We start from the raw sequence: 26,056 nt of genomic DNA on the forward strand, positions 1-26,056 counted from the left end.
ACCGCCGCGCGTGCACGCGCGGTGGCCGATTGCTGGCGTCCTACCTTCAGGGCGAATGCGCGGTGCTGGCTGCGGCCTGATCGGGCGACGGATGCGTGCGCGCAGGCGCGCTTTGCTCAAGCGATGCGCTGGTTGCGGCCAATTCTGCGTTCTCGTTTGCCTCGGTGATCTCGGTGATGGTGACGCTGCTGCTGGGCCCGGCTTGCGCCGGGTCTCTGGCTTCCTGGATCGTTTGCAGCGTGGATTCCCCCGCGATCTGCTCGTACTGATCCAACTGTTCCGGTGTCAGGCTCATCAGATACGTCAACGTGGTTCGTGTCCTCTCCTGCATTTCTTCGACAGACGAGGGCGCAGTGGTTGCCAGCAGTGCGCCATCCGGTCCGGTGAACATGCGGCCAAGCTGGCGTTCGCCCCAGTTCATCGCCAACTCCGCACCGCGTGCCATGGGGCCCGGCATCGTCAAGCACATCAGAGTCATGACGAGGCCCGCGTAGTAAGGCGATGAAGAGGATGCTTCGATGAGACTCTTGTCTGCGAATGTCTTGGACAGTTTCTCCGCGCCTAGCGCCAGCGCGAGGACCAGGCTGCCGCCGCACATGGCCTTGAAGCGCTCCATCGTGTCCTGGCGGGTCGCGTGATTATTAAATGCCGACTGCATCATCACCGCTGTCACGATGGTTGTGTCCGCCACCGTGTCCGCCGTGCCGATCTTGTCCGGCTGGACCAGATAGATACCCAATGCGCTCAAGCCTGAGCCCAGCAAGGCCAGCGACATTTTGGATGAGAAGTCGTGGTGGTTGGGCACTTGCTGTGGAATCGCAGCGTGGCGGTCCTGATCATTGCCCAGGGCATCGCTCAAGCGTTTGCTGCATTGATCAAGTCTTTCCAGCAAGTGGGTGCATTGGGCATTGAGCGTGCGGGTGAGTTCGTGCCCTTGGCTCGGTCCGGTGAACTCGCGGCGTATCTTTTGAAATTCTTCTCGGCCGGTTACCAGCGCCGAAGCGATCCTGTCGAGCTCGTTTCTCAGTACGCCGCTTATATGGCCGGGCGTCAGGCCATTACGCATCTGCTGCGCGTGCGCACCCAGGCCGATGCGTTGCACAAGATCGGCCCCCCGTTGAACTGCCCAGTTGTGCAGCCGATTACGGGCTGCCCTCACGCTGCTCCAGACAAAGGGCGTGATTACCAGCGCTGCGCATGCCGTTGATGCGGCTACAGAAAATCCGATGTTGCTTTCCACTGCTTCGGCCTGATGCCGTGTGGACGGGCCGCCGAATTTCTTGGCAACTTGAGGGCCCAGATACATTCCATTTAGTACGCTAGCGTAGAGATGCAGCTCGTTGGCGTCGCGCCCCAACTGCCCGCCAAACAGCGGTAAAGGCAGGCCATCGGCGGTTGGACGCAGTGCCGAGGTCGCGAGCATTACCGCGCCCTTGGATGCAACGCCAATGGTGTAGGCAAAGGTCTTGGCCTGATTGGCCAAGAGCGGGCTTGGTACGGCCACGCGCCACAAATTTGCCAGGCTGATCAGCACATTCAACGCGCGCCTGGTTGCTGGCGTCATATTCTGCAGCGGTTGCAGGGCGTCTTGCACCGCTTTGACGTCGTCGAGCACTTGGTTCCGAAAGCGTTCTTCCAGTCCACCAGCATTCGTGACTAAATCGCGGAGTTGCCTCATTGCCTGGTCGAAATCAGCCAAGCAGTGGCGAGTCACCTGCTCCGGGTCGGTATTACTCACAAGGTCCAAGAATGCGCGATCACTCGCATGAATCTGTAGCATGGTCCGTAGATCAGAGAGTGACCATAGATCGGATACTGCCTGCGACACCGCAGCAGACGCGCGCCGTACCCCGGCCGCCAGCGCCGAGTTGCGCGTTGCGGCAGTGGACAGGACGGTCGTCGGTGCCGACTGCGACGCCTGCGGTGCTGGCGAGGATGGCTCAATGGGCGAAGTCGGCGCGGAACAGTCAGACGAAGTGCCTGACCTGCTGCGCGGGCGGAGCCCGGCCAATATTTGACCGCCTTGGGATTCTTGTGTCGCACTGCTGCCGGTCGGCTGCTGTTTCTCTTGTTGCATTTCCTTCTGGGTTTGCTCGTATGTCCGGTTGTCAGAATTCGTCGCCGTTTGAAGCGCTTGCTTGATGTACATGGGAGATATCCTCCTTGGAATGCTAAAGCGTGGCTGACACAACTACTGTGATACCCGCTAGGCGGGCGCGGTCGGTACTCGGAATCCTCATGCCCAACCCGTACACTCCGGTTCCTCCGCGCCGTCTCCCCCGCCTGGCGACTGCTCGCTACGTCTTGTTAGCCGCTCTTGGTTGGTGAGTGATGTAGATCGGTCCGGTCGGCGATGAAACCTCTTCGGTAAAAATGAGGGCAGTAGGTAGGGTTTGAGAAATGATGCGTTTCGATAAGAAGCGATTGAATCCTAATAACCACCGACATATGCGCCGCGACATCGGCGCGCGGCCTGGTGCTATTGGCTTGGCCGGGATTGCTGGACGGGACCTTCCGCGCAGAAGCGCTCAATTGAATCGCGGCTAGTTAGCGCCCTCCGGCACATGCTCCGGACGCGCCAGGTTGCTGTCATCAATCTCGGTAATGGTGACGCTGCTGCTGGGCCTGGCCTGCGCCTGCGCGCCGGCGTCCTGGATCGCCTGCAGGGCGATATCGCCAACGCTCTGCGCATACTCCTGCGCCTGTTCCGGCGACAGGCTCTGCACATATCTCGCGGTGTCTTGCGCGTTCTGGATGAGCTCCTCGGGCGAGGACGGCATGCGGGTTGCGAGCGCGGTACCGTCGGGGCCCTTGACCATACGCATGATCTGACCGCCGCCCCAGTTCATCGCCAGCTCTGCGCCACGCGCCATGGGGCCAGGCATGGTCATCGCCATCAGCGACATGATCGCGCCAGCGTAGTAGGGCGATGAGGATGAGGCTTCGATCAGGCTCTTGTCTGCGAAGGTCTTGGCCAGTTTCTCCACGCCCAGGGCCAGCGCCATCACCAGGCTGCTGGAGCACATGGCCTTGAAACGCTCCATTGCGTCCTGACGGGTCGCATGTGCGTTGACCGCCGACTGCATCATCACGGTCGTTACAACGATAGAGTCGGCGACCAGGTCGACCGTGCCGAGGCGGTCGGGCTGGATCAGGTAGACCGTCAGCCCGGTCACTCCGGCTCCCAGCAATGCCAATGCCAACTTGGGCGCGATGTCGTGGTTGGTCACCTGGCGCGGGATGGTGGCTGGCTCGTCCTGGTCCACTTGCAGCGCAGTGCTCAGTCGCTTGCTGCATTGGTCCAGCGTCTCCAGCAGATGCGTGCACTGGGCATTGAGAGTGCGGGTGAGCTCGCGCCCTTGGCTTGGGTCGGTGAACTCGCGACGCGCCTGTTGAAACGCTTCCCGGCCGCTCTCCAGAGCGGCGGTGATCTCGTTGAGTTGCGTGCGCAGTTGCGCGCTGATCTGGCCGGGCGTCAGGCGTGCACGCAACCGTTGCGCCTGGCGCTGAAAACCGGCGTTTTCTGCAATGCCGGCGCCCAGATGCGACAGCTTGTGCTGCAGTCGATTGCCAAGCACGTTGAGGCTGTTCCAGAGGAAGGGCGTCAGCACCATCGCCGCGCACGCCGTCGATGCGGCCGCGGCAAATCCCAGGTTGTTTTCCACTGTTTCGGCTTGGTGCCGCACGGATGGATTGCCGAATTTCTTGGGCAGTTCGGTGGTGAGAAACAATCCGTTGAGCAGAACGGAATAAAAGTGCATTTCGTTGGCGTCGCGCCCCAGCTGCCCGCCCATCAGCGGGAACGGAAGCCCGTCGGCGGTGGGACGCAGCGCAGATGCCGAGAGCGTCATCACGCCCTTGGTTGCGGCGGCGATGGAATAGGCGAAGGTCTTGGCCTGGTTGCCCAGCAACGGACTGGGGACCACCAGGGACCAGAGATTGACCAGGTTGGCCAGCGACTTCAGCACCCGCCCGGTCGCAGGTGTGCCGTGCTCCAGCGGCTGCAGCGCGTCTTCCACGGCCTTGATGTCGCCCAGCACTTGCTGACGGAAGCGTGCTTCCAGACCGGTTGCCGCTTCGATGGCGTCGCGCAGCTGCGTGATCTGCTGGCGGCACGCGGCCAGACTGTGCGGGGTGCTCTGTTCCGGGTCGGTGTGGCGCACCATCTGCAGGAATGCGGGATCGTCCGCATGGATCTGCAGCATGGTGCGCAGATCCGCTAGCGACCAGAGATTGGACGCCCCCTTCGAGACCGCATCGTAAGCCTGCTGAACGCCGCTTGCCAATGCCGCGTTTGCGCGTGCGGCAAGCGAGGGGGCGGCAAGCGAGGGGGCGGTGGACGGGCCGGCGGCGCGTTCGGGTGAATGGGCTGGCGGTTCAGCGTCGTGCGAGGGCACCGGCGAAGCGCCGTGCTCGGAGTCGGCGGTGGACGCGCGCGAACGGCTGCGCGGAGTGAGCACCGACAGGCTGGGGTGGAGCGGCGTTTGCGTCGGCGACGTGGCGTCGGAGACGGGAGCATTGTCGGTATGGATGTCCTGCGATGGCGCCAGAGAAGAGCGGCCTGCGGTTTGCTGTTGCTTGATCTCCATGGTGGGTTTCCTTGATGAAGAGGAGCGGCCAACTCTTACTGGCTGGCGCACATGCATCATTCGAACAAGCCTGCCCGGCCGGCATAGCACGGTGCGAACTACTGCGTTGCAGAAAGAACCGACCAGGCAGGACGTTGGCAACTTGTGATCGCATGACAGGTTGCTGCCGGCGCATGGTCGAGTGCGCTGGGAGCGCAAAAATCGCGGTGGGGGTAGCCCCAACCTGCCGGATAGTCGATCGCCGCCAAACTCCAAGATCATTTGTTAACGATGTCATCGCAGCCTTGTGTCGCTGGGCAGGCGTTTGCGCCGAGCGGTCGGGGGGCCATCGGACAAGGGGCAGCGATGCACGCATCGCTGGCAGGCGTCGTTGCAGCGCATCGCCACGGCGGCGTGGTCTGCCCGCTGTTGATCTGGTCCTGTATCGCACCGTTATCGACGTTGGAGGCGCCGACTTCGGCGCGATCTCGGTAGCGGAGCGATCGGCAGGCGAAGAACGCCGGCTAGTGGGCCGGGCTAGCGCTCAAGCTTTGGTCGACCTCGGCCGACGCATCGCTGGAGGACGGCTGCGATGTCGCCGGTGCTGTCTCCTGTTGAAGTTCGCCAGCTGCTCCGTCGGCCGCCGCCGACGGGTGTACCTGCTTGACGTACATAGAAGATTCCTTAAGTTTGAAAAATGATGGGTTTCGATGAGAGTGGTGCAGGCCAATGGCGACCAATCTGCATGTGGCCACATCGGCGCGCGGGTGGTGCTATTGGCTTGGCCGCGATTGCAGGGACGGAACTTCCCGCGCGGGGCCCTCAGCTGGTGCACAGCCGGTCTGAGCTTCAAGAGGCGGGTCGGTGTCATCGATCTCGGTGATGGTGACGCTGCTGCTAGGCCCGGCTTGCGCCACGTCTCTGGCTTCCTGGATCGTTTCCAGCATGGATTCCCCCGCGATCTGCTCGTACTGATCCAACTGTTCCGGTGTCAGGCTGATCAGATACGCCAACGTGGTTCGTGCCCTCTCCTGCATTTCTTCGACAGAGGAGGGAGCAGTGGTTGCCAGCGGAGTTCCCTCCGGTCCGGTGAACAGGCGCTTGAGTTTGCCTCCTGCGAAGTTCATCGCCAACTCCGCGCCGCGTGCGATCGGGCCCGGCATCGTGACCGCCATGAGTGACATGATGGCGCCGGCATAGAACTGCGCGTTGGGCGAGGACTCGATCAGGCTCTTGTCCGCGAACGTCTTGGACAATTTCTCTGCGCCCAGGGCAAGCGCGATGACCATGCTGCCGCCGCACATGCCCTTGAAACGTTCCATTGCGTCCTGCCGCGTGGCCTGCTTGTTCCATGCCGACTGCGCCATCACGGCCGTGACGATGCAAGTGTCGCTTAGCAGATTGATTGTGCCTAAACGATCTGGTTGGATAAGGTAGATCGTCGAGCCGGTCACCGCAGTGGCCAGTATCATCAGTGCCACCTTTGAGGATAGATCCTGGTTGTGTAGTTCGCGCGGCAGACTCGCCGTCTGCTCGCCATCCAGATGCAGGACGCTGGCGAGCCGTTTGCTGCACGCGTCCAAGGTTTCCAGCAGGTGCGTGACTTGTGCATTCACCGTCCTGGTGAGTTCACGCCCTCCATCCTGATTGACGAAGCTGCTGCGCGCCTGCTGAAAGGCGACGCAGGAGGCGTCCAGTTGTGCACGGATTTCCTGCAGCTGTAAGCGCAACTCTTGATTGATTCGTGCCGGCGTCAGGCGGGCACGCAGTTGCTGCGCCTGGTTGTTCAGACCCGCTGCCTGTGCTGCGGCCGCGCCCAGGCGCGCTGTGCTGTCTAGCATCGTGCTGCCGAGTTTTCTGAGGCTGTTCCACAGGAATGGAGTCAACATAATCGCAGTGAATGCCACAGAAATGCCTGCGGCATATCCCACACTTTGGCTAACCGCCTCGGCGTTTTTGCGTAACCCCTGATCGCCGAATTTCTTTGGGACTTCGGTGGTGAGGAACAATGCGTTGATCAGTGCGTTGTAGAGATGCATTTCGTTTGCGTCGCGCCCCAGCTGGCCTCCTGCGAACGGGAACGGCAATCCATCGGCGCTGGGGCGCAACGCCGAAGTCGACACCGCAAGCACGCCCTTAGTGGCCGTGGACATCGTGAAGGCGAAGGTTTTTGCCTGCTTGCCCATCAGCGGGCTGGGAACCACGACTGGCCAGTAATTGATGAGATTGCTGATCGACTTCAATACACGTGAGGTGGCCGGTGTTGGGTGGTCGAACGGCTGCAGGGCTTGAATTACCTTCTGGATGTCGCCCAGCAACTGCTTGCGCTGATGTGTTTCCAGCCCCTCTGCATTGTTGATGAGCTCGCCGAGCTCCTCCATTTGCTGTCTACAGGACGCCAAGGTGTGCGGCGTGGCGCGTTCCGGATCGCTACCGTGCAGGATCGCCAGAAATGCAGGATCGTCTGCGTGCATCTGCAGCATCGTGCGCAGGTCGGAGATCGACCACAGGTTGGACGTGGCTCGCGATACAGCGTTGGATGCATAACGGACGCCTTCTGCCAGCGCGGAATTCGCGTGCGCAGTGATAGTTGCCGGAGCCGATGTGGCAGATGAGGCGCCAGACCGGATGCGCGAGGGAAGCGCCGCCAACGCCGGGTTGACCGGAGTCGGTGAAGGTGGTGCCGCAGTCTGCAGTTCCACGGTACGTTCATCACGTTCTTGAGCGTTCTGCAGCACGACCGGCGAGGATGGGCCCTCCGACGACGCTTTCTTGATCTCCATGGGATATCTCCGTTAGGTGGGGTGCACCAAATCGCAGGTTTCGTGTTCTTTTCATGATCTCCACCAGAACACCCAGCTCAAGTGGATTTGCGAACTGGCGCGCCGCCATCGGAAGTTCCCGGATAGCGATGACAACGGCAGCGACCACCAACGCATTCATCCCGGTGTAGCCGGCTGCGCATGGATGGGCATCGGTGATCCGATCAGAAGCCTGCATCACAGCGTCGAATAGCGTTTTTTTAAATGCCTATCACATATCCATGTCATCCTGTTGACACCGGTATCATCGCAGTTGTAATTAGAGCAGGCGCTTGCCGAGCGGTCGGGGGGCCATCGGACAAGGGGCAGCGATGCACGCATCGCTGGCAGGCGTCGTTGCAGCGCATCGCCACGCCGGCCACGTCCGGCCTCTACCGGGGATCTTATGAACTGCCGCAGTCATCGCCTTGCCTTGTCGATTTCCGTCTCCCTTGCCGTGACTGCCGCGTGCGCGCCGCCGCTCATGGCCCAGCAAACCGAACCCGATGCCACGCGCGCCACCTCCACGCTGGATGCGGTCAGCGTCACCGGCTCGCGCATCAAGCGCGCGCAGGTCGAAGGTGCGCAACCGGTGGTCACCATCAGCGCGCAGCAGATCCAGCAGGAAGGCTTCGCCACCGTCTACGACGTGCTCAACAGCATGAATCAGCAGGGCTCGGTGGAAGCCGATACCCAGTGGGGTTCGCATACGCCCAACGCCTCGCCGATCAACCTGCGCGACCTCGGGCCGGGGCGGACGCTGCTGCTGGTCAACGGCCATCGCGTGGCCGATTACCCGCTGCCCTACGGCGGCGAAAGCAACTTCTCCAACTACAGCAATATTCCTTCCGCTGCGGTGGAGCGCATCGACATCCTCACCGGCGGCGCGTCGGCGATTTACGGCTCGGACGCAGTGGCCGGCGTGATCAACGTGATCCTCAAGCGCGACTATCAGGGCGACCAGGTGCGCCTGCGCGGCGGCACCGCCACCGAAGGTGGGCGCGACAGTTTCGACGTGTCCTGGGCCGGCGGGCGCACCGGCGAGAACTGGAGCCTGACCTACGCGCTGCAGGCGACCAAGCGCGACCCGTTGAGCGGACGCGATCGCCCTGAAATGGACGATTCGGACGACATGTCCTACTCCAACTGGACCGGCCAGAACCGTCTGTACGGCTTCAATCCGTTCACCGGTTTGAGCCTGATCGATGCCAACACCAACGAACGTCTGGCACCGCTCGCCGGCACCTGCGCGCGCTTTGGCGGTGAGTTCATCGACGGGCAGCGGCTGAGCTACAACCAGAACACCGGCGCGCTCACCAATGCCGGCAGTTACTGCGGCGTGGCGCGCGATTACGGCGACTGGGGCCTGGTCACCGGCAGCGAGGATTATTCGGCGTATCTCTACGGCACCTGGAAGTTCGGCGAACACACCGAGGCCTGGGCCACGCTGTCCGCCAACCGCAGCATCGGCCGCTGGACCTACGACCCGCCGTACGCGTACCTGGGCCCGTTCCAGGACGCGGCCAACGGGCGTTCGTTGAACCTGATCCGCCAGCTGACCCGGCGCGAAGCCGGCGGCTGGGACCGGCTTGCCAACTACAACAAGGAGCAGTCCTGGGATCTGAGCGCCGGCTTGCGCGGCGTGTGGGCCGGCCGTTTCGATTGGGAATTGAGCGTGGGCCGCTCGCGCTACACTGTCGACGAATACATTCGCACCGTGGACACCGCGCGCGCCACCGACTATTTCCTCGGCAGCTCCCTCGGCACTGCCGCCGATGGCACGTCGATCTATGCGATCAACGAAGCGCGCTTGTACACGCCGTTATCGTCGGACCAGTACGACGCGCTGGTCGCCAAATCGCACAACTCGGCGTATTCGTGGGTCAATCAAGCCAGCTTCAGCGTGAGCGGCGATGTGGTGCAGGGCTGGGCCGGGCCGATCCGCTTCGCCACCGTGGCCGAAGTGGCAAAGCAGGGCTATCAACTTTCGCCCGACCCGTGCGCCAACGAGTGCTACCCGGTGGATGTGGTGGACAGCGGCGGTGGCGAACGCATGCGCAGTTCGGCCGGCCTGGAATTCCAGATTCCGTTGCTCTCCACGTTGAGTGCGAATGTGGCAGGTCGCTACGACCGCTACGGCAATTACCGTTCTTCGGCCGCCATCCCCACCGATGTGGGCACGCAGAGCGACACCACCTGGAGCGCAGGCCTGGAATGGCGGCCGGTGGAAAGCCTGCTGGTGCGCAGCACGGTGGCCACCAGCTTCCGCGCGCCGGACATGCATTACGTGCTGGGCGAACCCAGTTCCACCAACCAGACGGTGATCGATCAGTACCGCTGCATTTCCTCGGGCGCGTACCTGACCGGCGGCTGCAACGACGAGAACAACAACATTTTCTACACCGTGGATGTCAAACGTCGCGGCACCCCGGATCTACGCTCGGAAACCGGCCGCTCGTTCACCGGTGGCATCGTGTGGGACATCGCACAAGGCTTGTCGTTGAGCGTGGATTACTACCGCATCCAGCTTGAGGAAATGATCAAGGATCTGGACCGCGACGAGATCCTGTCGGCCGAAGCCGGCTGCCGTACCGGCACCACCATTAGCGGCGGCACTTGGAACAATCCGGGTGGCGCCGGCTATTGCGACACCATCACCTCGCGCGTGATGCGCAATGCCGATGGCACCATCGCCAGCATCGAGCGCGGCCCGATCAACCTGGCGCAGATGGAAACCTCTGGTATCGACGCCGCGCTGAAATATCGCCTGGCCACCGCAGGCTGGGGCAACTTCCAGTTGTCGCTGGACTACAACAACCTGATCGCCTATCGCGAGCAGATCTACCGCACCGACAGCGACGAAAACCGCCGCGACGAACGCGTGCGCAGCCGCGTGCGTGGCAGCGTGCATTGGGACAACGGCGGCGCCTGGGACTGGACCGTGTACTTCCGCCGGATCGGCTCCATACGCGCCGTCAACTGGGGCACCTGCGAACGCTTCGACGACGGCTATCAACCCAGCGCCTCCGATGCGTGCCTGGTGACCGACACCGCCAACGTGCATCTGGGCGAAACCAGCAAGCGTTACTTCGGCCGCGTTGGCCCGGCGATCTACTGGAACCTGAGCACCGGCTACAAGATCACCGACCACGCCAAGGTCAATTTCTACGTCAACAACCTCTTCAACGAAGTGGGCTACGACCACAAGGAACGCTTCTACGGTTACGGCTTCTACAACACCACCCTGTTCAACCCGATCGGTCGCGAGGTGGCTGCCGAATACGTGTTTACGTTCTGAGTGAGTGCGGCGCCTGTGCACGCCACGGTGGTTGCCTTGGCGTGCGGATGTCTTGTGCCTGCACTGCTTTTGGCAGGCCGCAAGACCTGGCGAGATGACCAGCTCGATCAGCGCGTCATCGATTGTTTGCATCGCGCCGATTGGCGGCAGCGCTATCGCCGCCCGTTGGATTGGCGGTCGCCGCGGAACCTGTGCCGACTTCACCGTTCCGGCCGCATGCATTTCAACGTGGGGTTGTGCTGGAGCCTGTGGAGGGACGTTCGCTTCCACCTGCGCCCGGTCCGTTGCCGATGAAACAGTGGCAACGCGCAAACGTGCGTGGTATCAATGCATCCCATGAACGCACCCCGCAGCCAGTTTTACTTTTGGTACTACGGTTTTCCGATGCCGCTGGCGGAGGAAGGATTGCGCTCACCCTGAAGGAAACTTCAGCAGCATTCCCGAAAAGCCGCCAGCGCACACATGGCGGCTTTTTTGTTGCCGCCGCGCCTGGTTCCCTGATGCAACACCGCCCACCGAGACACTGTTATGCCGCCCGTCACCGATGACCTGCGTATCCGCAAGATCGAAGCCCTCGCACCGCCCGCGCAGCTGCTGTCGCTGCTGCCCTGCGATGAGCGCGCCTCCGAAACCGTGACCAACGCGCGCGCCGCGCTGCACGACATCCTGCACGGGCGCGACGACCGCCTGGCCGTGGTGATCGGGCCATGCTCGATCCACGACCCGGTCGCGGCGATGGAGTACGCGCAACGCCTGCGCCCGTTGCGCGATCAGTTCGGCGACGCGCTGGAGATCGTGATGCGGGTGTACTTCGAAAAGCCGCGCACCACCATCGGCTGGAAGGGCTTGATCAACGATCCGGACCTGGACGGCAGCTTCCAGATCAACAAGGGCCTGCGCGTGGCGCGTGGCCTGCTGCGCGATATCAACAATCTCGGCCTACCGGCCGGCGTGGAATTTCTCGACATCATTTCGCCGCAATACATCGCCGACCTGGTGGCCTGGGGCGCGATCGGCGCACGCACCACCGAGAGCCAGGTGCATCGCGAAATGGCGTCCGGGCTGTCATGCCCGGTGGGCTTCAAGAACGGCACCGGTGGCGACGTCAAGATTGCGGTGGACGCGGTGGGCGCGGCCTCGCATCCGCATCATTTCCTGGCCGTGACCAAGGACGGACATACCGCCGTGGCAGCGACGGCGGGCAATCCGGATTGCCATGTGATCCTGCGCGGCGGCAAACAGCCCAACTTCGATGCGGCCAATGTGGAAGCGGCCAGCCAGGTGCTCAATGCATCCGGCCTGCCCGCGCGCCTGATGATCGATGCCAGCCACGCCAACAGCAGCAAGAATCCCGAGAACCAGCCCAAGGTCGTCGAGGACATCGCCAACCAGCTGGAAGGCGGCGAAACACGCATCGTCGGCGTGATGGTGGAAAGTCATCTGGTCGGTGGACGCCAGGACCTCTTGCCGGGGTGCGAGCTGACCTACGGCCAGAGCATTACCGACGGCTGCATCGGCTGGGACAGTTCGGTGCAGGTGCTGGAACGCCTGGCGACCGCAGTGCGCGCACGGCGCATGCGCCGGATTGCCGAGGCTGCATGAGTTGCGGCGCAGCAGCATCGGCAGAACACTTGCTCGTGCTGCATGGGGCGTCGCCCACTCGAAATCACGGCGAGGCAGCGCGTTGGCTGGTCTGCAGCGAGCGTGGCGCGTCGCGCGTCCCTGATTCGGCGCTATGCGCCACCTTGGCTAATGGGAAAGGATCTTGCGGCTGGCACGTGCGTCGGTGCAGCAAGCGTCGGTAACTGCGCAGGCAATGACGTGGGTGTGCGCTAGACGCTCGGGCCACTCCTCACCGAGGCGAGACGGCTGGCTGGTGCGCCGCTGTCGCGCAGGTGCAGCACGTCCAACATGGCGCGCAGCGGTGCCATCAGCGACGACCAACCGATACAACGATCGGCTTGGCCGTGCGCGAAGGCGTCTTGCGGGCCGCTGCAGACCAAGAACGTCGGGCCGGCGCAGGGAGCCGGCCCGACGGATTGGACACCACCCAGTGATGGCCCGTTTCGCTCAGCGACAGCAGGGGGAGAGAGCCTTCCTGTCACATGGAGCGAGCGGGCAGGACCGTTATCCGCCCTGCGCGTGACCCTGCGATGTCGCTGCATGTCGTGCGCAGCAATGAAGTTCGAGAAGCGTTAAATGCCGGGATTGCGTAATCGCAGCGGTTCAGCGTATCCAGTGCAGCACCGCAGGAATTGCGATGTTTGCAGCACTAAGGCATTAGCCGGCCGCCAATCTCCAAGCTCGCCGCCGATTCCCAATTCCCAATGCCCGATTCCCGCAACGGCATCAGCCTTGTTCACGCTTCGCGGTCAGCGCAACCGGGATAGTGGCGGCAGACTCTTTCCTGCCTGCGCCCATGCTCTCACTTCGCGACCGCTTCCAGCGCTGGCCACGGCCGTGGCGTCGTGCAGTGGGCATTGTGGTGGCGCTCTACGCGCTGTATCTGCTGGCCGGCAACCTCTATCTCAATACCCCGCTGTTCGACGCCAGCACCAATCGGCAGCCGCACAAGTTCACCATGCAGACCGGCCCGGAGGTGACGCTGTTCCCGGGCGAGGTCATCGCCTGGAACGTGCGCATGCGCGGGCAGGCCAACCGTACCGTGTATGTCTTCCATGCCGACCGCGCACATGCGCGTATCGCCCTGCTGGCCTTGTTTCGGCGCGAAGTGCGCCTGCCGTGGCTGCATGCCACCGGCGTGAGCGCAGAAGTGGAAACCTCCGATACGCCCATTCCGCCGCCACCGCGGGGCAACCAAGGCTGGACGTTGCGCTTCGATGCAATCACCAGCAACAGCATTCGCAGTGCCCGCCTGGACAAATTACTGATCGCCGGGAAGGGGCACGGCAAGGTCGGTTTTCTGAAGCAACTCAAGGGCGGGCCGTCGGAACTGTTTCCTTCCGAAGCGGGCTTTACCGATGCGGTGGTCAGCTACGACGGGGTGCAGGTGTTCAACGGTGCACAGCTGGATGCGCAGTTCCAGTTTCCACGCCATTACCGCGACCAGGCGCCGGGCTTGCGCAAGCTCGGCATCACTGCCGCCCGGCTACAGCTGAAGGCCAATTCCGTGGCGCTGAAGATCGATACCGGCGCGCCGCATGTGGACATCGGCAGCGGGCCATCGGCAGCCCGCGTGGAGGCCGATATCCGCCTGGCCAGCGGCGCGCTACAGCCGGGCAGCCGCGTGGTGTGGCGGTTGCCATTGCTTGCGGGCGTGGGCGCCACCGACCGCGGCATGCTCGCGCTGCAGCTGGATGTGGCACAGGACATCCGCGTGCAGGCGCGGCTGCCGCGCGACGAGAAGACCGGCAGCGAGCTGCACGCCGATCTGCGCATCGCCGGGCGCAGCGTTCCGTTCGAACAGCCGGCGCAGCTGTTGCCGCGTCTGTCGGGGCAGGTGCGTGGGCGCTGGAAGTTCGAATCCTTGAACTGGATCGCCGAGCTGTTCGTGCGCAAGCCGTGGTTCCAGCTGGAAGGCGGCGGTCTGGTCGAAGCGGACCTGCGCCTTGCACATGGCCGGCTGAGTGCCGGCAGCACGCTGGATATTCCGCGCGTGGAGGCCGTGGCACAGGTGTTCGACACGCGCCTGGCCGGCGTTGCCAAGGCACACGGGCGCATCGACGATGCCGCCACGGCGCAGGCGCATCTGGATGTGAGCATTCCCACCTTCAAGGCGGCGCCGCGCGATGCGCCCAGACAGCTCCTGCTGGATGGCCGCGATCTGCAACTGGCCATGCATTGCGATGCCGAGCTAGCCCGCCTGAGCGATACGCTCAAGGCGCAGCTGCGTTTCAGCGATGCGCGTGTGCCCGATCTCACCGCCTACAACCGCTATCTGCCGGGCAATAACGTGCACCTGCTCGGCGGTAGCGGCAGCCTGACCGGCGATGTGGCGCTCAATGCGTCCGGCGAGGTCGGTAATGGGCGTGCGAACCTACGCGGGCAGGGCGCGCATCTTGCGTTGGCTGGCGTACAGATGCGCGGCGATGCCGAGTTGCAGGCAACGCTGCAGCGCGCCGACTTCAAGCACAAGTTCTTCGACCTCAGCGGCACGCGCATACGCCTGCGCAATATGCGCGTGGGGGACGAAGTCAGCGATACGAATTGGTGGGGCGACTTGCAGGTGGGTGCCGGTACGATCCAGGCCGAAGCACCGTTCCAGGTGGATGCCGACGCAGCCCTTCGTATGCGCGATATCGCCCCACTGCTCTCGGTGTTCGCCCAGCGCGCCGACTATCCGCGCTGGGTGCTGGGTTTGCTGGATTCGGGCGAACTGGATGCCACTGGTCGAGTGCGTTTGCGCAAGCAGCGGGTGCTGATCGACGACCTGCATGCGGAAAATGCGCGCTTATCGCTGCGTGCGCGGCTGGCCTTGAACGATGCGCAGCGGCGCGGCGATCTGTATCTGCGCTGGGGCGTGCTGGGTGTCGGCATCGAACTCGATGGCAAGCAGCGGCAGTGGCATCTGGCGGGCGCACGCGAGTGGTATGACGCGCGGCCGGCACTGTTGCCGGCGGTCTCCAAAACCAAGTGATGCGGCCGCTGGCGTGATCGTGCTGCGCCGTGCTCACGGCTGGCTTGGCACACTGTGCCCAGCCGCGTGCGCGGTTTTCAGGAGCCTGCCGTCATGACGATGCCTGTTCGCGCCCGCTGGCGCGCCTTGCCACGCGTACTGCGATGGCCGCTAGTGGCACTGATTGCGCTGTACGCAAGCTATGTGCTGCTGGGCAATCTGTTGCTCAACACGCCGCTCGGCCCGGCTGCGCTGAATCGCTCGCCCGATAAGTTCACGATGCACTGGGGCCCGGCGCTGACCTGGTGGCCTGGGCGTGTGGTGCTGTGGGATGTCGATCTGCGAGGCCATTGGACGCGCACGAACTGGAATGTCGGCGCGCAGCGGATGAGCGGGCAGATTCGGCTGCTGCCATTGCTGCACCGCCAACTGCTGGTGCCGGAGTTGCACGCGCGCGGTGTGCGTGGCGGTCTGCAGGCTGCGGTCGTGACGCCCGGGACGGCGACAACGCCATCGCCTGCGGCGACGCAAGCGGCGCGGGGTGCTGTTGTTCCGATGAAGGGCGCCGCTGATACGCCGGCCGCTTCAGCGAACGAGGAGGCGCCTACAGTAGCGCCCGATGTCGAAAAAACGGCGACGACGCAGCCGCCCGCGCAGCATCTGCGCGTAACCACTGCAACCAACGCGAAGCCCACAACGCCCACAACCAGTACGCCGCAATCAGCCAAGCGCGCCGACGCTCACGCCAGCGCACCCATCCCACCAGCCGCCTGGACCCTGCAGTTCGACCGCATCGTTGCCGAGCAGGTGCAGGCCGTGTCGCTGCGTCAGCTGCACATCGAAGGGCAGGGCCAACTGCAACTGGGTCTGTTCAAACGACTGCGTGGCGGGCCGATGGAAATCTTCCCGTCGCGTGCGGTGTTCGAATCGACGCGCGTGCGGTGGGGGCAGGACGAAGTGATGCGCAACGGGCAGCTGCGTATCGAAGCGAGCATCGCGCGGCATGCACCGGATCAGGCAAGTGGACAAGCGGTGCTGCAGTTCACCGATGCGCTGATCGCCGTGCATGGCGACACCGCAGCGTTGGATGTCGCCCGTGATGCGCAGGGCCGGCACACGCTGGCGACGCGTCCCGGCAAGGGGCGTGCAGATGGCGAGCTGCGCTGGATACGCGGTGCCCTGCAGCCCGGGAGTCAACTGCAATGGCGCGCGCCGCTGCACGACAGCACGCGCGCGCAGGCCGCATTGCTGGGCGAATTGACGGCGCAGTTACAGGTCGATCATAACATGCGGCTGACGGTAAGCATGCCCGAGCCGGCCGATGCCGGACTGACGCTGGACGCCGACGTGCGCGTGCAAGGCAGGCAATTGCCAGTGCAATCCATGCGCAGCCTGTTGCCGCGCACCTCCGGGCATGCGCGGCTGCATTGGCAATTGTCTTCGTTGAGCTGGATTGCTGCGCTGTTTCCGGATGTGGATTGGCTGACCCTGGAGGGCGAGGGCCTGGTCGATGCCGATCTGCGGATCGATCGCGGCCAGCTCGGCGCCGGCAGCCGCCTACAGGTACCGCACGTGCAAGCGCAGGTAGGCGTGATGGGGCATGCGATCACGGGACAAGCCAGTGCAGATCTGCGCGTGGACGCCGATGCCAACGGACAGTTGCTGCCGGCGCTTGCACTGCAGATGCAGCAGTTTTCGATCGCGCATACCGACGCGCCAACGCGCCCGTTCGTGCAAGGCCGCGATTTGCGCCTGGATCTGAAAACGCGCGCCGATGCGCGCAACTTGACCAGCCTGCGCGATGCCACGCGCGCGCACTTGGTGTTCGCCAATGCGCGCGTGCCGGATCTGCGTGCCTACAACCGCTATCTGCCGCAGCAGCAACTGCGCTTCGACGGCGGCAACGGCGTGCTCAGCGGCGATCTGCAGATCGAGCCGGGTGGGCGCATCGGCAAGGGCGGTGTGCGCATCGGGGCGCGTGCAGCGCGACTGCAGTTTGCCGGCCTGGCGTTGCGCGGCGATGTGGATGCGGATCTACGCCTGCAGCGCGGCGATCTACGCGCCGAACAGTTCAGTCTCGATGCCAGCAGCATCCAGCTGCGCAATGTCGGATTCACCGGCCCGGATGGACAACATCGCGATGGCTGGTGGGCGCGCGTCGTGCTGGACGATGCGCGCATGCAATGGCGACAACCGGTGGGTGTGGATGGGCGTGTACGCATCCAGGTGCGCGATCTGGCATTTCTGGTGGCGTTGTATGCGCGCGACCGCTCGATTCCGAACTGGATGCTCCGGCTGGTGGATGCAGGCCAGGCGCAGCTGACCGCACGCGCGCACTGGCAAGGCGAGACGGTCATCGTCGATCGGTTGCAGGCACGCAACGAACGCTTTCAGGTCGATGCGCGCCTGCGCTTGCAGGGCAATCAACGCAGCGGCAGTCTGCTGGCCCGCTGGGGAATGCTGAGCGCGGCAGTGGGCTTGCGCGGCGACACACCCGAATGGCATCTGCTACGCGCTCCGGAGTGGTATCGCGCGCAGCCGGAGCTATTGCGCTGACGCCCGCATCGAACGCGCTGGAGTGAAGAAAAAGCACCAGTTCTGTACTGCCTGGTATTGTTTTGCAGTGCAGCGTGCAAGTCCGATTCGGGGCGCGCACTATGGTCCTGCATCCCGACGTGGGGGAGGGAGCAAAGCCCGCTGGCAGTTCGCTGCAAGCGGGCTTTTTTATGCCTGGCGATTGCCGGGTCAAGCGCCAACCCCGCGCAAGATCCGCCGCAGATGAAGCTCGTGCCGTAGGCGGTGGCTGCCGCGCGCATCGTGGCGAGCGGACTTGCATGGCTTGGAGCCGCGCCCAAAACCCGGCAAGCGATCATGCCGCTGGATGTGTACGGGGTGCTCGGAACCATTCGTACGAGTGATCCATGCCGTACCGATCACCGGCCGCGTCCGCCTGGCCTGTCATGCCGTTCCTATTTCTGCAACTCCAGCAGCCACAGCGTGCTGCCGCCGGTGATGAACAACCGCCGTTGCTCTAGGTCGAAGGTGCAGTTGGATGCCGTCTCCGGCGTCGGCACCAGGCCGAGCCAGTGGCCGTCGTTGTCGAAGATGCACACGCCCGCGCCGGAGCTGCTCCATAGCCAGCCCTGGCGATCCACGCAAAAGCCGTCCGGCAGGCCGTCCGGCACCACCGCGAAGCGGCGCCGGTTGTGCAATGCGCCATCGCGCCAGTCGAAGGCGGTGATCTCCGGCGTGGTCGGGCCACCTTCGGGCGTCTGCGACACGTACAGCACACGTTCGTCGGGGGAGAACGCCAGCCCGTTGGGGTGATCCAGGCTGACCATGCACTGCAGGGCGCCGCCATCGGGCGGCAGCCGGTAGACGCCGTGATGGTCCAGTTCCTGCGGGCCCGGGCAGCCCTGGCTGGGCTTGAGCAGCCCGAACGGCGGGTCGGTGAACCAGATCGCGCCGTCGTGCGCAACGATCAGATCGTTCGGCGAATTGAGCCGTTTGCCCTCGAACCGCCCGACCAGCAGATGCGCCCGGCCATCGACATCGCTACGGGTGATCGCGCGGCGCCCGTGTTCGCAGTGCACCAGTCGCTGCTGCGCATCCACCGCATTGCCATTGGTGAAGGCGGTGGCATCCAGCAGCGCGTCCACCGCGCCGTCCTCGCGCCAGCCAAGCACGCGGCGGCCGACCACATCGCTCCACACCAGCGTGCGCTGTGCCTCCCACCACGCCGGGCCCTCGCTCCAGGTGGCCTGGTCGTAGAGGGTCTGCAGGCGCGCATTGCCCAGCCGCGCTGCCAGCGCGGCGTGATGCGTGATGCGTGATGCGTGGTGGGTGGCGGGCACTCGGCCGGCTGGGCGGCGCCGGGCGCGCGAAGGCGGCAGTGGCGGCCCATCAACGCGGCGCCGGATGGCCGAACGGATGCGCGGTGGCCGCTCCTGGCGATTGCGCAAACTGCACCATCATCTGCAGACAGGGCGTCTCGCCCAATTGGCCGGAGCGGTGGCCGCGCCGATCGGTGGTGCCCTGATCCTGGCCGAAGTGGATGTCGCCCGGACCCATCTCCACGCGGGTGCCGTCGCCGGTTTCGATAAACCAGCGGCCACGCAACGGAATCACCCATTGCGGGTACGGGCTCTCATGCCAATCGCCGACCCAGCCCACCGGCAGCACCGCGAACTGGATGCCCAGCACCTCGCCCGGAAACGGCCGTAACCACTGCGGTGCCGCACCGCCACCCACGCTCTTGCTGCCGAAGCCGGGCAACTGCGAGAGGTCGAGGCGGCTGTTGCCATCCGGCCCGGTCCACAGATGCAGAAAGGGCAGGCTGGGCGGTAGTGCAGGATCGTTGCCATCGGTTTCCAGCGGGATCTGCGAGGGCAGCAGGTGGGCAGGCAAGGTGGTGGGCGACATGGCGGGACCTCGGGCGAAAGCCGCAGTGCAGCATGGGTTTCGTCAGGGCTGCGTAAGCGAGATGTTCAAAGCGGCGAAATGCTGCACGCCCTGTTGCAGTCGCTATGCGGGATGTCGCGCACGCGTGCACTCCCTGCGCGGCAGGGATGCCAAAATCCGGTCATGCCGATGCCGACCGTTTCCATGTCTCCTGCGCTCACCGCCCTGATCGAGCGGGCCGTGGCGCGTGTCCGTCAATCGTTGCCTGTCGAGCAGGCGTGGCCGGGCGGCGAGTTCGATCGGCAGCTCGCGCAGGTGGCACTGGCCAGCGAGTTCGCGCTCGATACGTTGGCGCGGCAACCGGCATTGCTGCAGCACCTGGCACAACCCGATCCGCCGCCGCTGCCACCGCCACTGCTCGATCCGGCGCAGCCGCAGCTGTGGCCTGCGCAATTGCGACGCTATCGCAGCGCCGAGTCCACGCGCCTGGTGTGGCGCGATGTGCTCGGTCTGGACAGCGTCGAGGCCACCCTGGCCGGCGCAACCCAGCTGGCCGAGCACTGTCTGCAATGCGGCCTGCAAGCGCTGGAGCAGCAGTTCCACACCCGCCACGGCAAGGTCGTTGCTGCAGACGGCAGCGTGCAACGCCTGGTGGTGTTCGGGCTGGGCAAGCTGGGCGGTGGCGAGCTGAATTTTTCCTCGGACGTGGATCTGGTCTACGCCTATCCGCAGGGCGGCCAATCCGATGGCGCGCGTCCATTGGCAGCAGAAGAGTATTTCGCACGGTTGGGCCAGCAGCTGGCCAGGTTGCTGGACGAAACCACGGCCGACGGCTTCAGCCATCGCGTGGATCTGCGCCTGCGTCCGTTCGGCACCGCCGGCCGCGTGGCGTTGTCGTTCGCCGGCATGGACCAGTATTTCCAGCGCGAAGGTCGCGATTGGGAGCGCTATGCCTGGCTCAAGGCGCGCGCGGTGGCTGGCGACATCGACGCCGGCGAAGCCTGGCTGGAAACGCTGCGCCCCTTCGTCTACCGGCGGTATCTGGACTTCACCGCACTGGATGGCTTGCGCGAAATGAAGGCCGCCATCACCGCCGAAGTGGCGCGGCACGATCGTCTGGACGACATCAAGCGCGGGCCCGGCGGGATTCGCGAAATCGAGTTCCTGGCGCAATCGCTGCAGCTGATTCGTGGTGGACGCGAACCGGGTCTGCGCGAACGCCGGCTGCTGCCCGCGCTCCAGGCGCTGGTAGCCGCAGGCCAGATTGACCAGGAGAACGGCCAGGCGCTGTCGACGGCGTATCGTTTTCTACGCCGGCTGGAAAATCGCCTGCAGATGTTGCGCGATGCGCAGACCCACGCACTGCCGCAGGCGCCGCTGGATCGCGAGCGCATTGCGTTGGGCCTTGGGTATGCGGATTGGTCGGCATTGCTGGACGCGCTGGCACCGCAGCGCACACGCGTGGCCGCGGAATTCGCCGAACTGCTGGCCCCGCGCGTGCGCGCCACCGCACCGGACGCGCTTGCCGATTACTGGCGCGCGCTGCCGGAAGGCGATGCTGCGCCGTTGGCGGGGATTGGCTTGCACGATCCCGATGGCGCGCATCAGGCGCTGGCCAATTTCGCGCAGTCTTCCGGCGTGCGCGCGCTGTCCGATAGCGCGCGTGCGCGGCTGGATCGGGTGATGCCGGCACTGCTGCACGCGGCCACCCGCGCCAGCCAGCCCGACGCGGCCGTGCGTCGCATGCTCGGCCTGCTGCAGGCCACCTTGCGCCGCACCAGCTATCTGGCCTTGCTCGATGAGCAACCCAGCGCGCTGGCGCGCCTAGTCGATGTGCTCTCGCGCAGTGCGCTGCTGGCCGAGCGGCTGGCGGCGTATCCATTGCTGCTGGACCAATTGCTCGACACCCGCATCAGCGGCCCGGTACCGGATCGCGCAGCGTTGCACGCGGCCTGCGCCGAGACCTTGCAGATCGACGACACCGAAGCGGCGCTGCGTGAACTCAACGAGCGCCGGCTTGCACTGAGCTTTCGTATTGCGCTGGCCACGCTGGATGGCCGCCAACAGGCGGTGGAGAGCACCCGGCAACTGGCCTGGCTTGCCGAAGCAGTCGTGCAGACCGTGCTGCAGCTGGCGCGCAGCGACATGGCGGCCGCACACGGACACGTGCCCGGCGGCAGCTTTGCCATCGTCGGCTACGGCAGTCTGGGCGGGCTGGAACTGGGGTTCGGATCGGATCTGGATCTCGTGTTTCTCTACGATCATCCGCCTGAGGTGGACGCCTCCGACGGCAAGCGCCCGCTGGAAGCCGGGCGCTGGTTTGCGCGGCTTGCGCAGAAAGTGATGGCATTGCTGGCTACCGAGACCGGCGCCGGCCGGCTGTACGACATCGATGTGCGACTGCGCCCGGATGGCGGCAAGGGCGCACTGGTGTCCTCGCTGGCCAGTTACCGCGAATACCAACGCGATCGCGCCTGGAACTGGGAGCATCAGGCCCTGGTGCGTGCACGCCCGGTGGCCGGCGACGCGGCGCTTTGCGACGCGTTTGCCCACGTGCGTCGCGACACGCTGATGCGGGTGCGCGACATCGCGCAGTTGCACGAAGACGTGCGCAAGATGCGGGCGCGCATGCGCGCCGAACTGGATCGCAGCGATGCCGCCCGGCTGGATCTCAAGCAGGGCGCCGGCGGCCTGGTGGATCTGGAATTCGTGCTGCAGGCCGGCGTGCTCGGGCTGGCAGCGCAGCAGCCGCAGCTGCTGGACGCCTGCGACACGCCCGCGTTGATCGACGCACTGGCGCGCACGCACTGGCTCCCGGACGAGAGCGGCGCACCACTGCATCAGGCGCACGCAACGCTGGTCGATGCCGGCCTGAGCTGCACGCTGGACCGCCGCCCACGCCTGCTCGCACCGACGCCGGCCATCCAGCAGGCGCGCGGCATCATCTTCAACGCAGCACGCGGGCAGGGCCTGACGTTTCCGCTGGGCAAGGATGAAACAGCGCTGTAACGGCTCTGGTGAGTGCGCCGCTTTCGATGCAGCTGCGGCAAATGGCGGCAACGGTGCCTGGCTGTCCTGGCGGGAAGCCACGCATCCATGCGCGTCATGCGTTCTACCGACGCGGCGCACTCCGCCACAGCAGGGCGCGAAACGGGCCGAGCAGGAACACGCCCATGCCCAATTTTACCGCCAGATCGCCTGCGGCCCAGCTGACCCACGGCAGGCTCGTGCCGGCAAACGCAATGCTCCAGAAGAGGGTGGTATCCAGGGTGGCGCTGCAGGTGGTGGCCACGATCGGCGCGCGCCACCAGCTGCCGTCGCGCAGGCGGTCGAACACGCTGATGTCCAGCAATTGCGCCGCGATGAAGGCGCTGCACGAGGCCACCGCGATGCGGGGCGTCGCCAGCCAGATCGACAGCAGCACCGCCAGCGCGAACCCGCACCAGGCAACGTGGCGCGCAGCGCGTGGACCGAAGCGGCGGTTGACCAAGTTGCTGACCCTGGGTCAGGGCGTGAAGCTTAGGTCGAGCTCCGCCTGGGTGAAGTACGCTGGCCTTGCGCGGGATCTCGCTGGCTTGCTCCAACTTGCGCACTTCGCGTTCCAGCGCTTTTATCCGCGTCCGCTCGTCCGTCGTCAGCCCCCTGACGCTGTGGGCATCACGCTCGGCCTGACGCACCAAGTTACACAGCGTCTGCGACGAACAGCCAATTTTTTTCCCGGGAATCGATTCGATCGCCCATCGCGAGCTGACTACTTCGCGGGGCGGTTCACCCCGCAATGCTTCGCCGTCCCAACCATGACTTCGGGAAAACAACGAAATTCAGAGAGCTCTGCGCCAAACTTTCTTAAATGCTCACTGCAGGAGATCAACATGGGTCTATGTAGTTCAAAGCCGCGCGTGCAGGCTCAGCTGAACATTATGCGACCACGTCATAGGGCAGATTGATCAGACCATCCTTAGAAATAATTCTAAAATTGATTTCGAGGTTTCACCAACACCAAATGCGGCTAATGAAACGTAGCCGGCGATCGTCAGATGGTTGCGGGCGGCGAGCAGAACCGGATTTTACGAGTCGTACATGCCGATTCCGATCACCAGCCGCGCCCGCATAACGGCCGCGCAGGAGTTTTTTAGCCGCTCTAGAGATCCTGAATTTTAAACCAATTTATAAAAAAGAAGAGGAAGGCATGAAGGCAGAGCTCACACGATCCCATTCCCTGTCGTCACTCGAGCGCATACGTCACCCCGAATCTGATATGGGTAACGACTGTGATCTAGAAGTTGGCGCACAGCCCAAACATAGCGGCTTCTGTCAGTCCGAAGATAGCAGATTGCCAACCACCAGGCCCCCCCGGCGGCGCAGCACAAGTAGCGGGGCTACTAGCCCCAAGTCCACTGTGCAAGGTTCCGGTCACACCGATAACAGTGGGTTAGAAACTCCGCTACTGATCTCGTTAACAGGTTTGCAAAAGCCCAGGCATATGGGATTGGTGCGCAGGGAGTCGAGCCGACTTGTTTCTGCCGACCCGGTAGTGCACGCGCTGCTATCTTTCGCGCAGGTTGACCAGCCATTTCCACCACAGGTCGCGAGCACTGACGGGGTCCGACTAGAGCTGGTGTCCCGTCGAGACCCGGAGAAAGCGCTCGAGGAATTCAAGGACGCATTCACGGTTGAGACGGCGCAATTAATGCCCGCCGCCAACTCCTCAGAGCGGACAGCTGAGCAAATCGACGCTGACATTCATATCCCCTTGTTGCTTAAGGCGATCGAGCGGGGCTCCGCAGCATTTGGCCCAAGCGCTTTGATCGAGATGGCAGACGGCAGCCAGATCAGTGCGAAAGCGTTCCTCGCTTCGTGTGCCCCCGATGTCATGTCCAATGACGATGTCCTGTCGGCGTTCATCAATCAGAAACTGAAAGGGGATGAGGACCTCCAGGTCCGTCTGGGGGCACAGGAATTGCTATATGTGGCGACCAAGAAAGAGTTTCAGCTCGGCGGCTTGGCCGGTAGCATCGGCGTTAGCAGCGTAATCGGCTCCGTATGGGAACTCGGCGCTTCGGAACTGTTGAAAAAAGCCATCTTCGGCAAGAATTTCTCGCCCAGTCAGTATGCTCTGCAATTGGCCGGAATCGATTCAGTTCCCCCTTTGATAATCGAAACCATGGACACCATGTGTGTGCTTGCAATCATCAAGGGTATGAAGGGTGAGGACTGGTCCTTGCGCGACCTGCTCCCCAAGGCAATGAAAGCCGGCGCCATCTCCTCAGTTGTGTCATTCCCCAATAACGTCTTGCAGTACACAGGCTTTAAATCAGGCTTAGGTGATCTTGCTGCCAATGCGACGACAACCGAAGCGGCCATTTTTGGCGCTGCCTCTGGCATTCCACCCGAAGTCAAGGAAAGCGAAGAGCTGATGCGAGCTGGATTGTTCCAGAGCATGAAGGATGGCGTCATGGCGCACCCTGGCGAGAAGATGGACCCGGAAGAGGCGATTGAACAGATGACGCGTCATGCGCTCGATGTTGCACCCGGCGAAAGCACAGCTGTCAAGTCTATGGGGCTGGCATCCATTGTCGGGATGATCCCGCTGATCGCCGGCAGTAAAGCCACAGGATTGCTCTCTGAAAAGGTGCTGCGCATCTTCCGGAGCACCGTCTTTAATCCGATCGAAGCCATCGCTCTGAACGCACTGGCGCTTGGAGCGCGCATTCATGTTCCTGGGCTATTTGAATCAGACAATGCAAAGCACGCACGGATTGTGCAAACCATTCTGGCGCGAGCAAGCGAGGAAATGGAAAGCGGGGCACGGGAAATTACCGCGGAAGAATTGCATCAGATTTTGGCTCCCAGAAGAGAGTTCCTTCGTCATGTGGGAACGGCAATTGTCAAGGGCATGAATGCAAGCTTCGAGGCCCTTCCCGCGCTGGCCCGTAAACTTGGATACGGCCACACTCCCTTGACCAAACGTATTCCGTATCAGGACCTGGCTGTGTCTAGTACTTCGTACCAACCGGCGCCTGTGCCGTAATCCACGTAACAGCCAGGGTAGCGATCAATGGTCGGGTACATGGGATACATTCCTCCTGTCGACTCCCCCACAATTCAATGCCAGCTAGAATGAGAGGTCTGCGGTCGATATTGAGGGTTGGCTGAAATTCCTTACTAATACTCTCTCTTACAGAGAGTTAGGGAAGGTCTGAATAACGAGGCCTGAGAGTGCGGGATGTCGCGTCGTTCCGAAGAGTGGCGTTTGAATCTTTGGAATTTCGCCATTTCTGGCGCTTTCCGTGGGAATTTCCTGGTTTACAGGCGCACGCTCCCCATAGCCGGCAGCAACTGCTTTCGCTTCATCCACAGATTGGAGAGCGCAAACAAGGTCAGCACGTGTGCGGTGTTTTTGGCCAGGCCG

At 63.6% G+C, this 26,056-nt stretch carries 9 protein-coding genes, 2 other RNA genes and 5 pseudogenes; 7 read left to right on the forward strand and 9 right to left on the reverse strand.

The window, feature by feature from the left end:
- Nucleotides 1-46: 46 nt before the first annotated feature.
- Nucleotides 47-2,149 (reverse strand): XopX family type III secretion system effector, encoded by a 2,103-nt coding sequence (gene xopX / locus F7R02_RS07200; protein ID WP_425478537.1) that lies wholly within the window; start codon nt 2,147-2,149, stop codon nt 47-49.
- Nucleotides 2,150-2,238: 89 nt separating this feature from the next.
- Here xopX (F7R02_RS07200) and F7R02_RS07205 point away from each other — a divergent pair.
- Nucleotides 2,239-2,313: non-coding RNA, sX9 sRNA (locus F7R02_RS07205), on the forward strand.
- Nucleotides 2,314-2,588: 275 nt separating this feature from the next.
- On the opposite strand, the pseudogene xopX (F7R02_RS07210) reads toward F7R02_RS07205, so the two are convergent.
- Nucleotides 2,589-4,589 (reverse strand): annotated as a pseudogene (gene xopX, locus F7R02_RS07210) (XopX family type III secretion system effector); the annotation flags it as partial.
- Between the two features lie 752 nt (nt 4,590-5,341).
- On the reverse strand, nt 5,342-7,351 hold the full coding sequence (gene xopX / locus F7R02_RS07215) for a XopX family type III secretion system effector (RefSeq protein WP_235857417.1): 2,010 nt from the start codon (nt 7,349-7,351) through the stop codon (nt 5,342-5,344).
- A 502-nt stretch (nt 7,352-7,853) separates the two neighbouring features.
- Between xopX (F7R02_RS07215) and F7R02_RS07220 the strand changes: the two genes are divergently transcribed.
- The 4 genes from F7R02_RS07220 (at nt 7,854) to F7R02_RS07235 (ending at nt 17,799) form a co-directional block, all read left to right on the forward strand.
- Nucleotides 7,854-10,667 (forward strand): TonB-dependent receptor plug domain-containing protein, encoded by a 2,814-nt coding sequence (locus F7R02_RS07220; protein WP_167520983.1) that lies wholly within the window; start codon nt 7,854-7,856, stop codon nt 10,665-10,667.
- 528 nt (nt 10,668-11,195) lie between these two features.
- Nucleotides 11,196-12,269 carry a 3-deoxy-7-phosphoheptulonate synthase gene (locus tag F7R02_RS07225; RefSeq protein WP_011050379.1) on the forward strand — a complete coding sequence of 358 codons (1,074 nt, stop codon included), beginning with the start codon at nt 11,196-11,198 and terminating at the stop codon, nt 12,267-12,269.
- A gap of 817 nt (nt 12,270-13,086) precedes the next feature.
- A complete protein-coding gene (locus F7R02_RS07230; protein WP_167520984.1) occupies nt 13,087-15,264 on the forward strand; it encodes a translocation/assembly module TamB domain-containing protein in 2,178 nt (725 codons plus the stop codon).
- Between the two features lie 93 nt (nt 15,265-15,357).
- Nucleotides 15,358-17,799 (forward strand): hypothetical protein, encoded by a 2,442-nt coding sequence (locus F7R02_RS07235; RefSeq protein ID WP_078590162.1) that lies wholly within the window; start codon nt 15,358-15,360, stop codon nt 17,797-17,799.
- Between the two features lie 413 nt (nt 17,800-18,212).
- Here the strand turns inward: F7R02_RS07235 and F7R02_RS07240 are convergent.
- A pseudogene (locus F7R02_RS07240) lies at nt 18,213-19,147 on the reverse strand (SMP-30/gluconolactonase/LRE family protein).
- Nucleotides 19,147-19,665, reverse strand: a complete 519-nt coding sequence (locus F7R02_RS07245) for a cupin domain-containing protein (protein ID WP_005929373.1) — start codon at nt 19,663-19,665, stop codon at nt 19,147-19,149. The pseudogene F7R02_RS07240 and the gene F7R02_RS07245 overlap by 1 nt, the downstream one beginning before the upstream one ends.
- 162 nt (nt 19,666-19,827) lie before the next feature.
- Between F7R02_RS07245 and glnE the strand changes: the two genes are divergently transcribed.
- Entirely contained in the window at nt 19,828-22,653 is a 2,826-nt protein-coding gene (gene glnE, locus F7R02_RS07250; protein ID WP_078590161.1) for a bifunctional [glutamate--ammonia ligase]-adenylyl-L-tyrosine phosphorylase/[glutamate--ammonia-ligase] adenylyltransferase, read from the forward strand.
- A gap of 103 nt (nt 22,654-22,756) precedes the next feature.
- Here glnE and F7R02_RS07255 read toward each other — a convergent pair.
- The 3 genes and pseudogenes from F7R02_RS07255 to F7R02_RS07260 form a co-directional block, all read right to left on the reverse strand.
- A pseudogene (locus F7R02_RS07255) lies at nt 22,757-23,143 on the reverse strand (VUT family protein); the annotation flags it as partial.
- 22 nt (nt 23,144-23,165) lie between these two features.
- Nucleotides 23,166-23,390: pseudogene (locus tag F7R02_RS26870) on the reverse strand (transposase); the annotation flags it as partial.
- A gap of 261 nt (nt 23,391-23,651) precedes the next feature.
- Nucleotides 23,652-23,726, reverse strand: a non-coding RNA gene (locus tag F7R02_RS07260) — sX9 sRNA.
- 401 nt (nt 23,727-24,127) lie between these two features.
- Here F7R02_RS07260 and xopB point away from each other — a divergent pair.
- Nucleotides 24,128-25,675: a XopB/HopD1 family type III secretion system effector gene (xopB, locus tag F7R02_RS07265; RefSeq protein WP_059027921.1), complete on the forward strand. Its 1,548-nt coding sequence runs from the start codon at nt 24,128-24,130 to the stop codon at nt 25,673-25,675.
- Nucleotides 25,676-25,950: 275 nt separating this feature from the next.
- On the opposite strand, the pseudogene F7R02_RS07275 reads toward xopB, so the two are convergent.
- Nucleotides 25,951-26,056 (reverse strand): annotated as a pseudogene (locus tag F7R02_RS07275) (IS5/IS1182 family transposase); the annotation flags it as partial.

Source organism: Xanthomonas cissicola, assembly GCF_008801575.1.
In the GTDB taxonomy this organism is placed as follows: Bacteria; Pseudomonadota; Gammaproteobacteria; order Xanthomonadales; family Xanthomonadaceae; genus Xanthomonas; species Xanthomonas cissicola.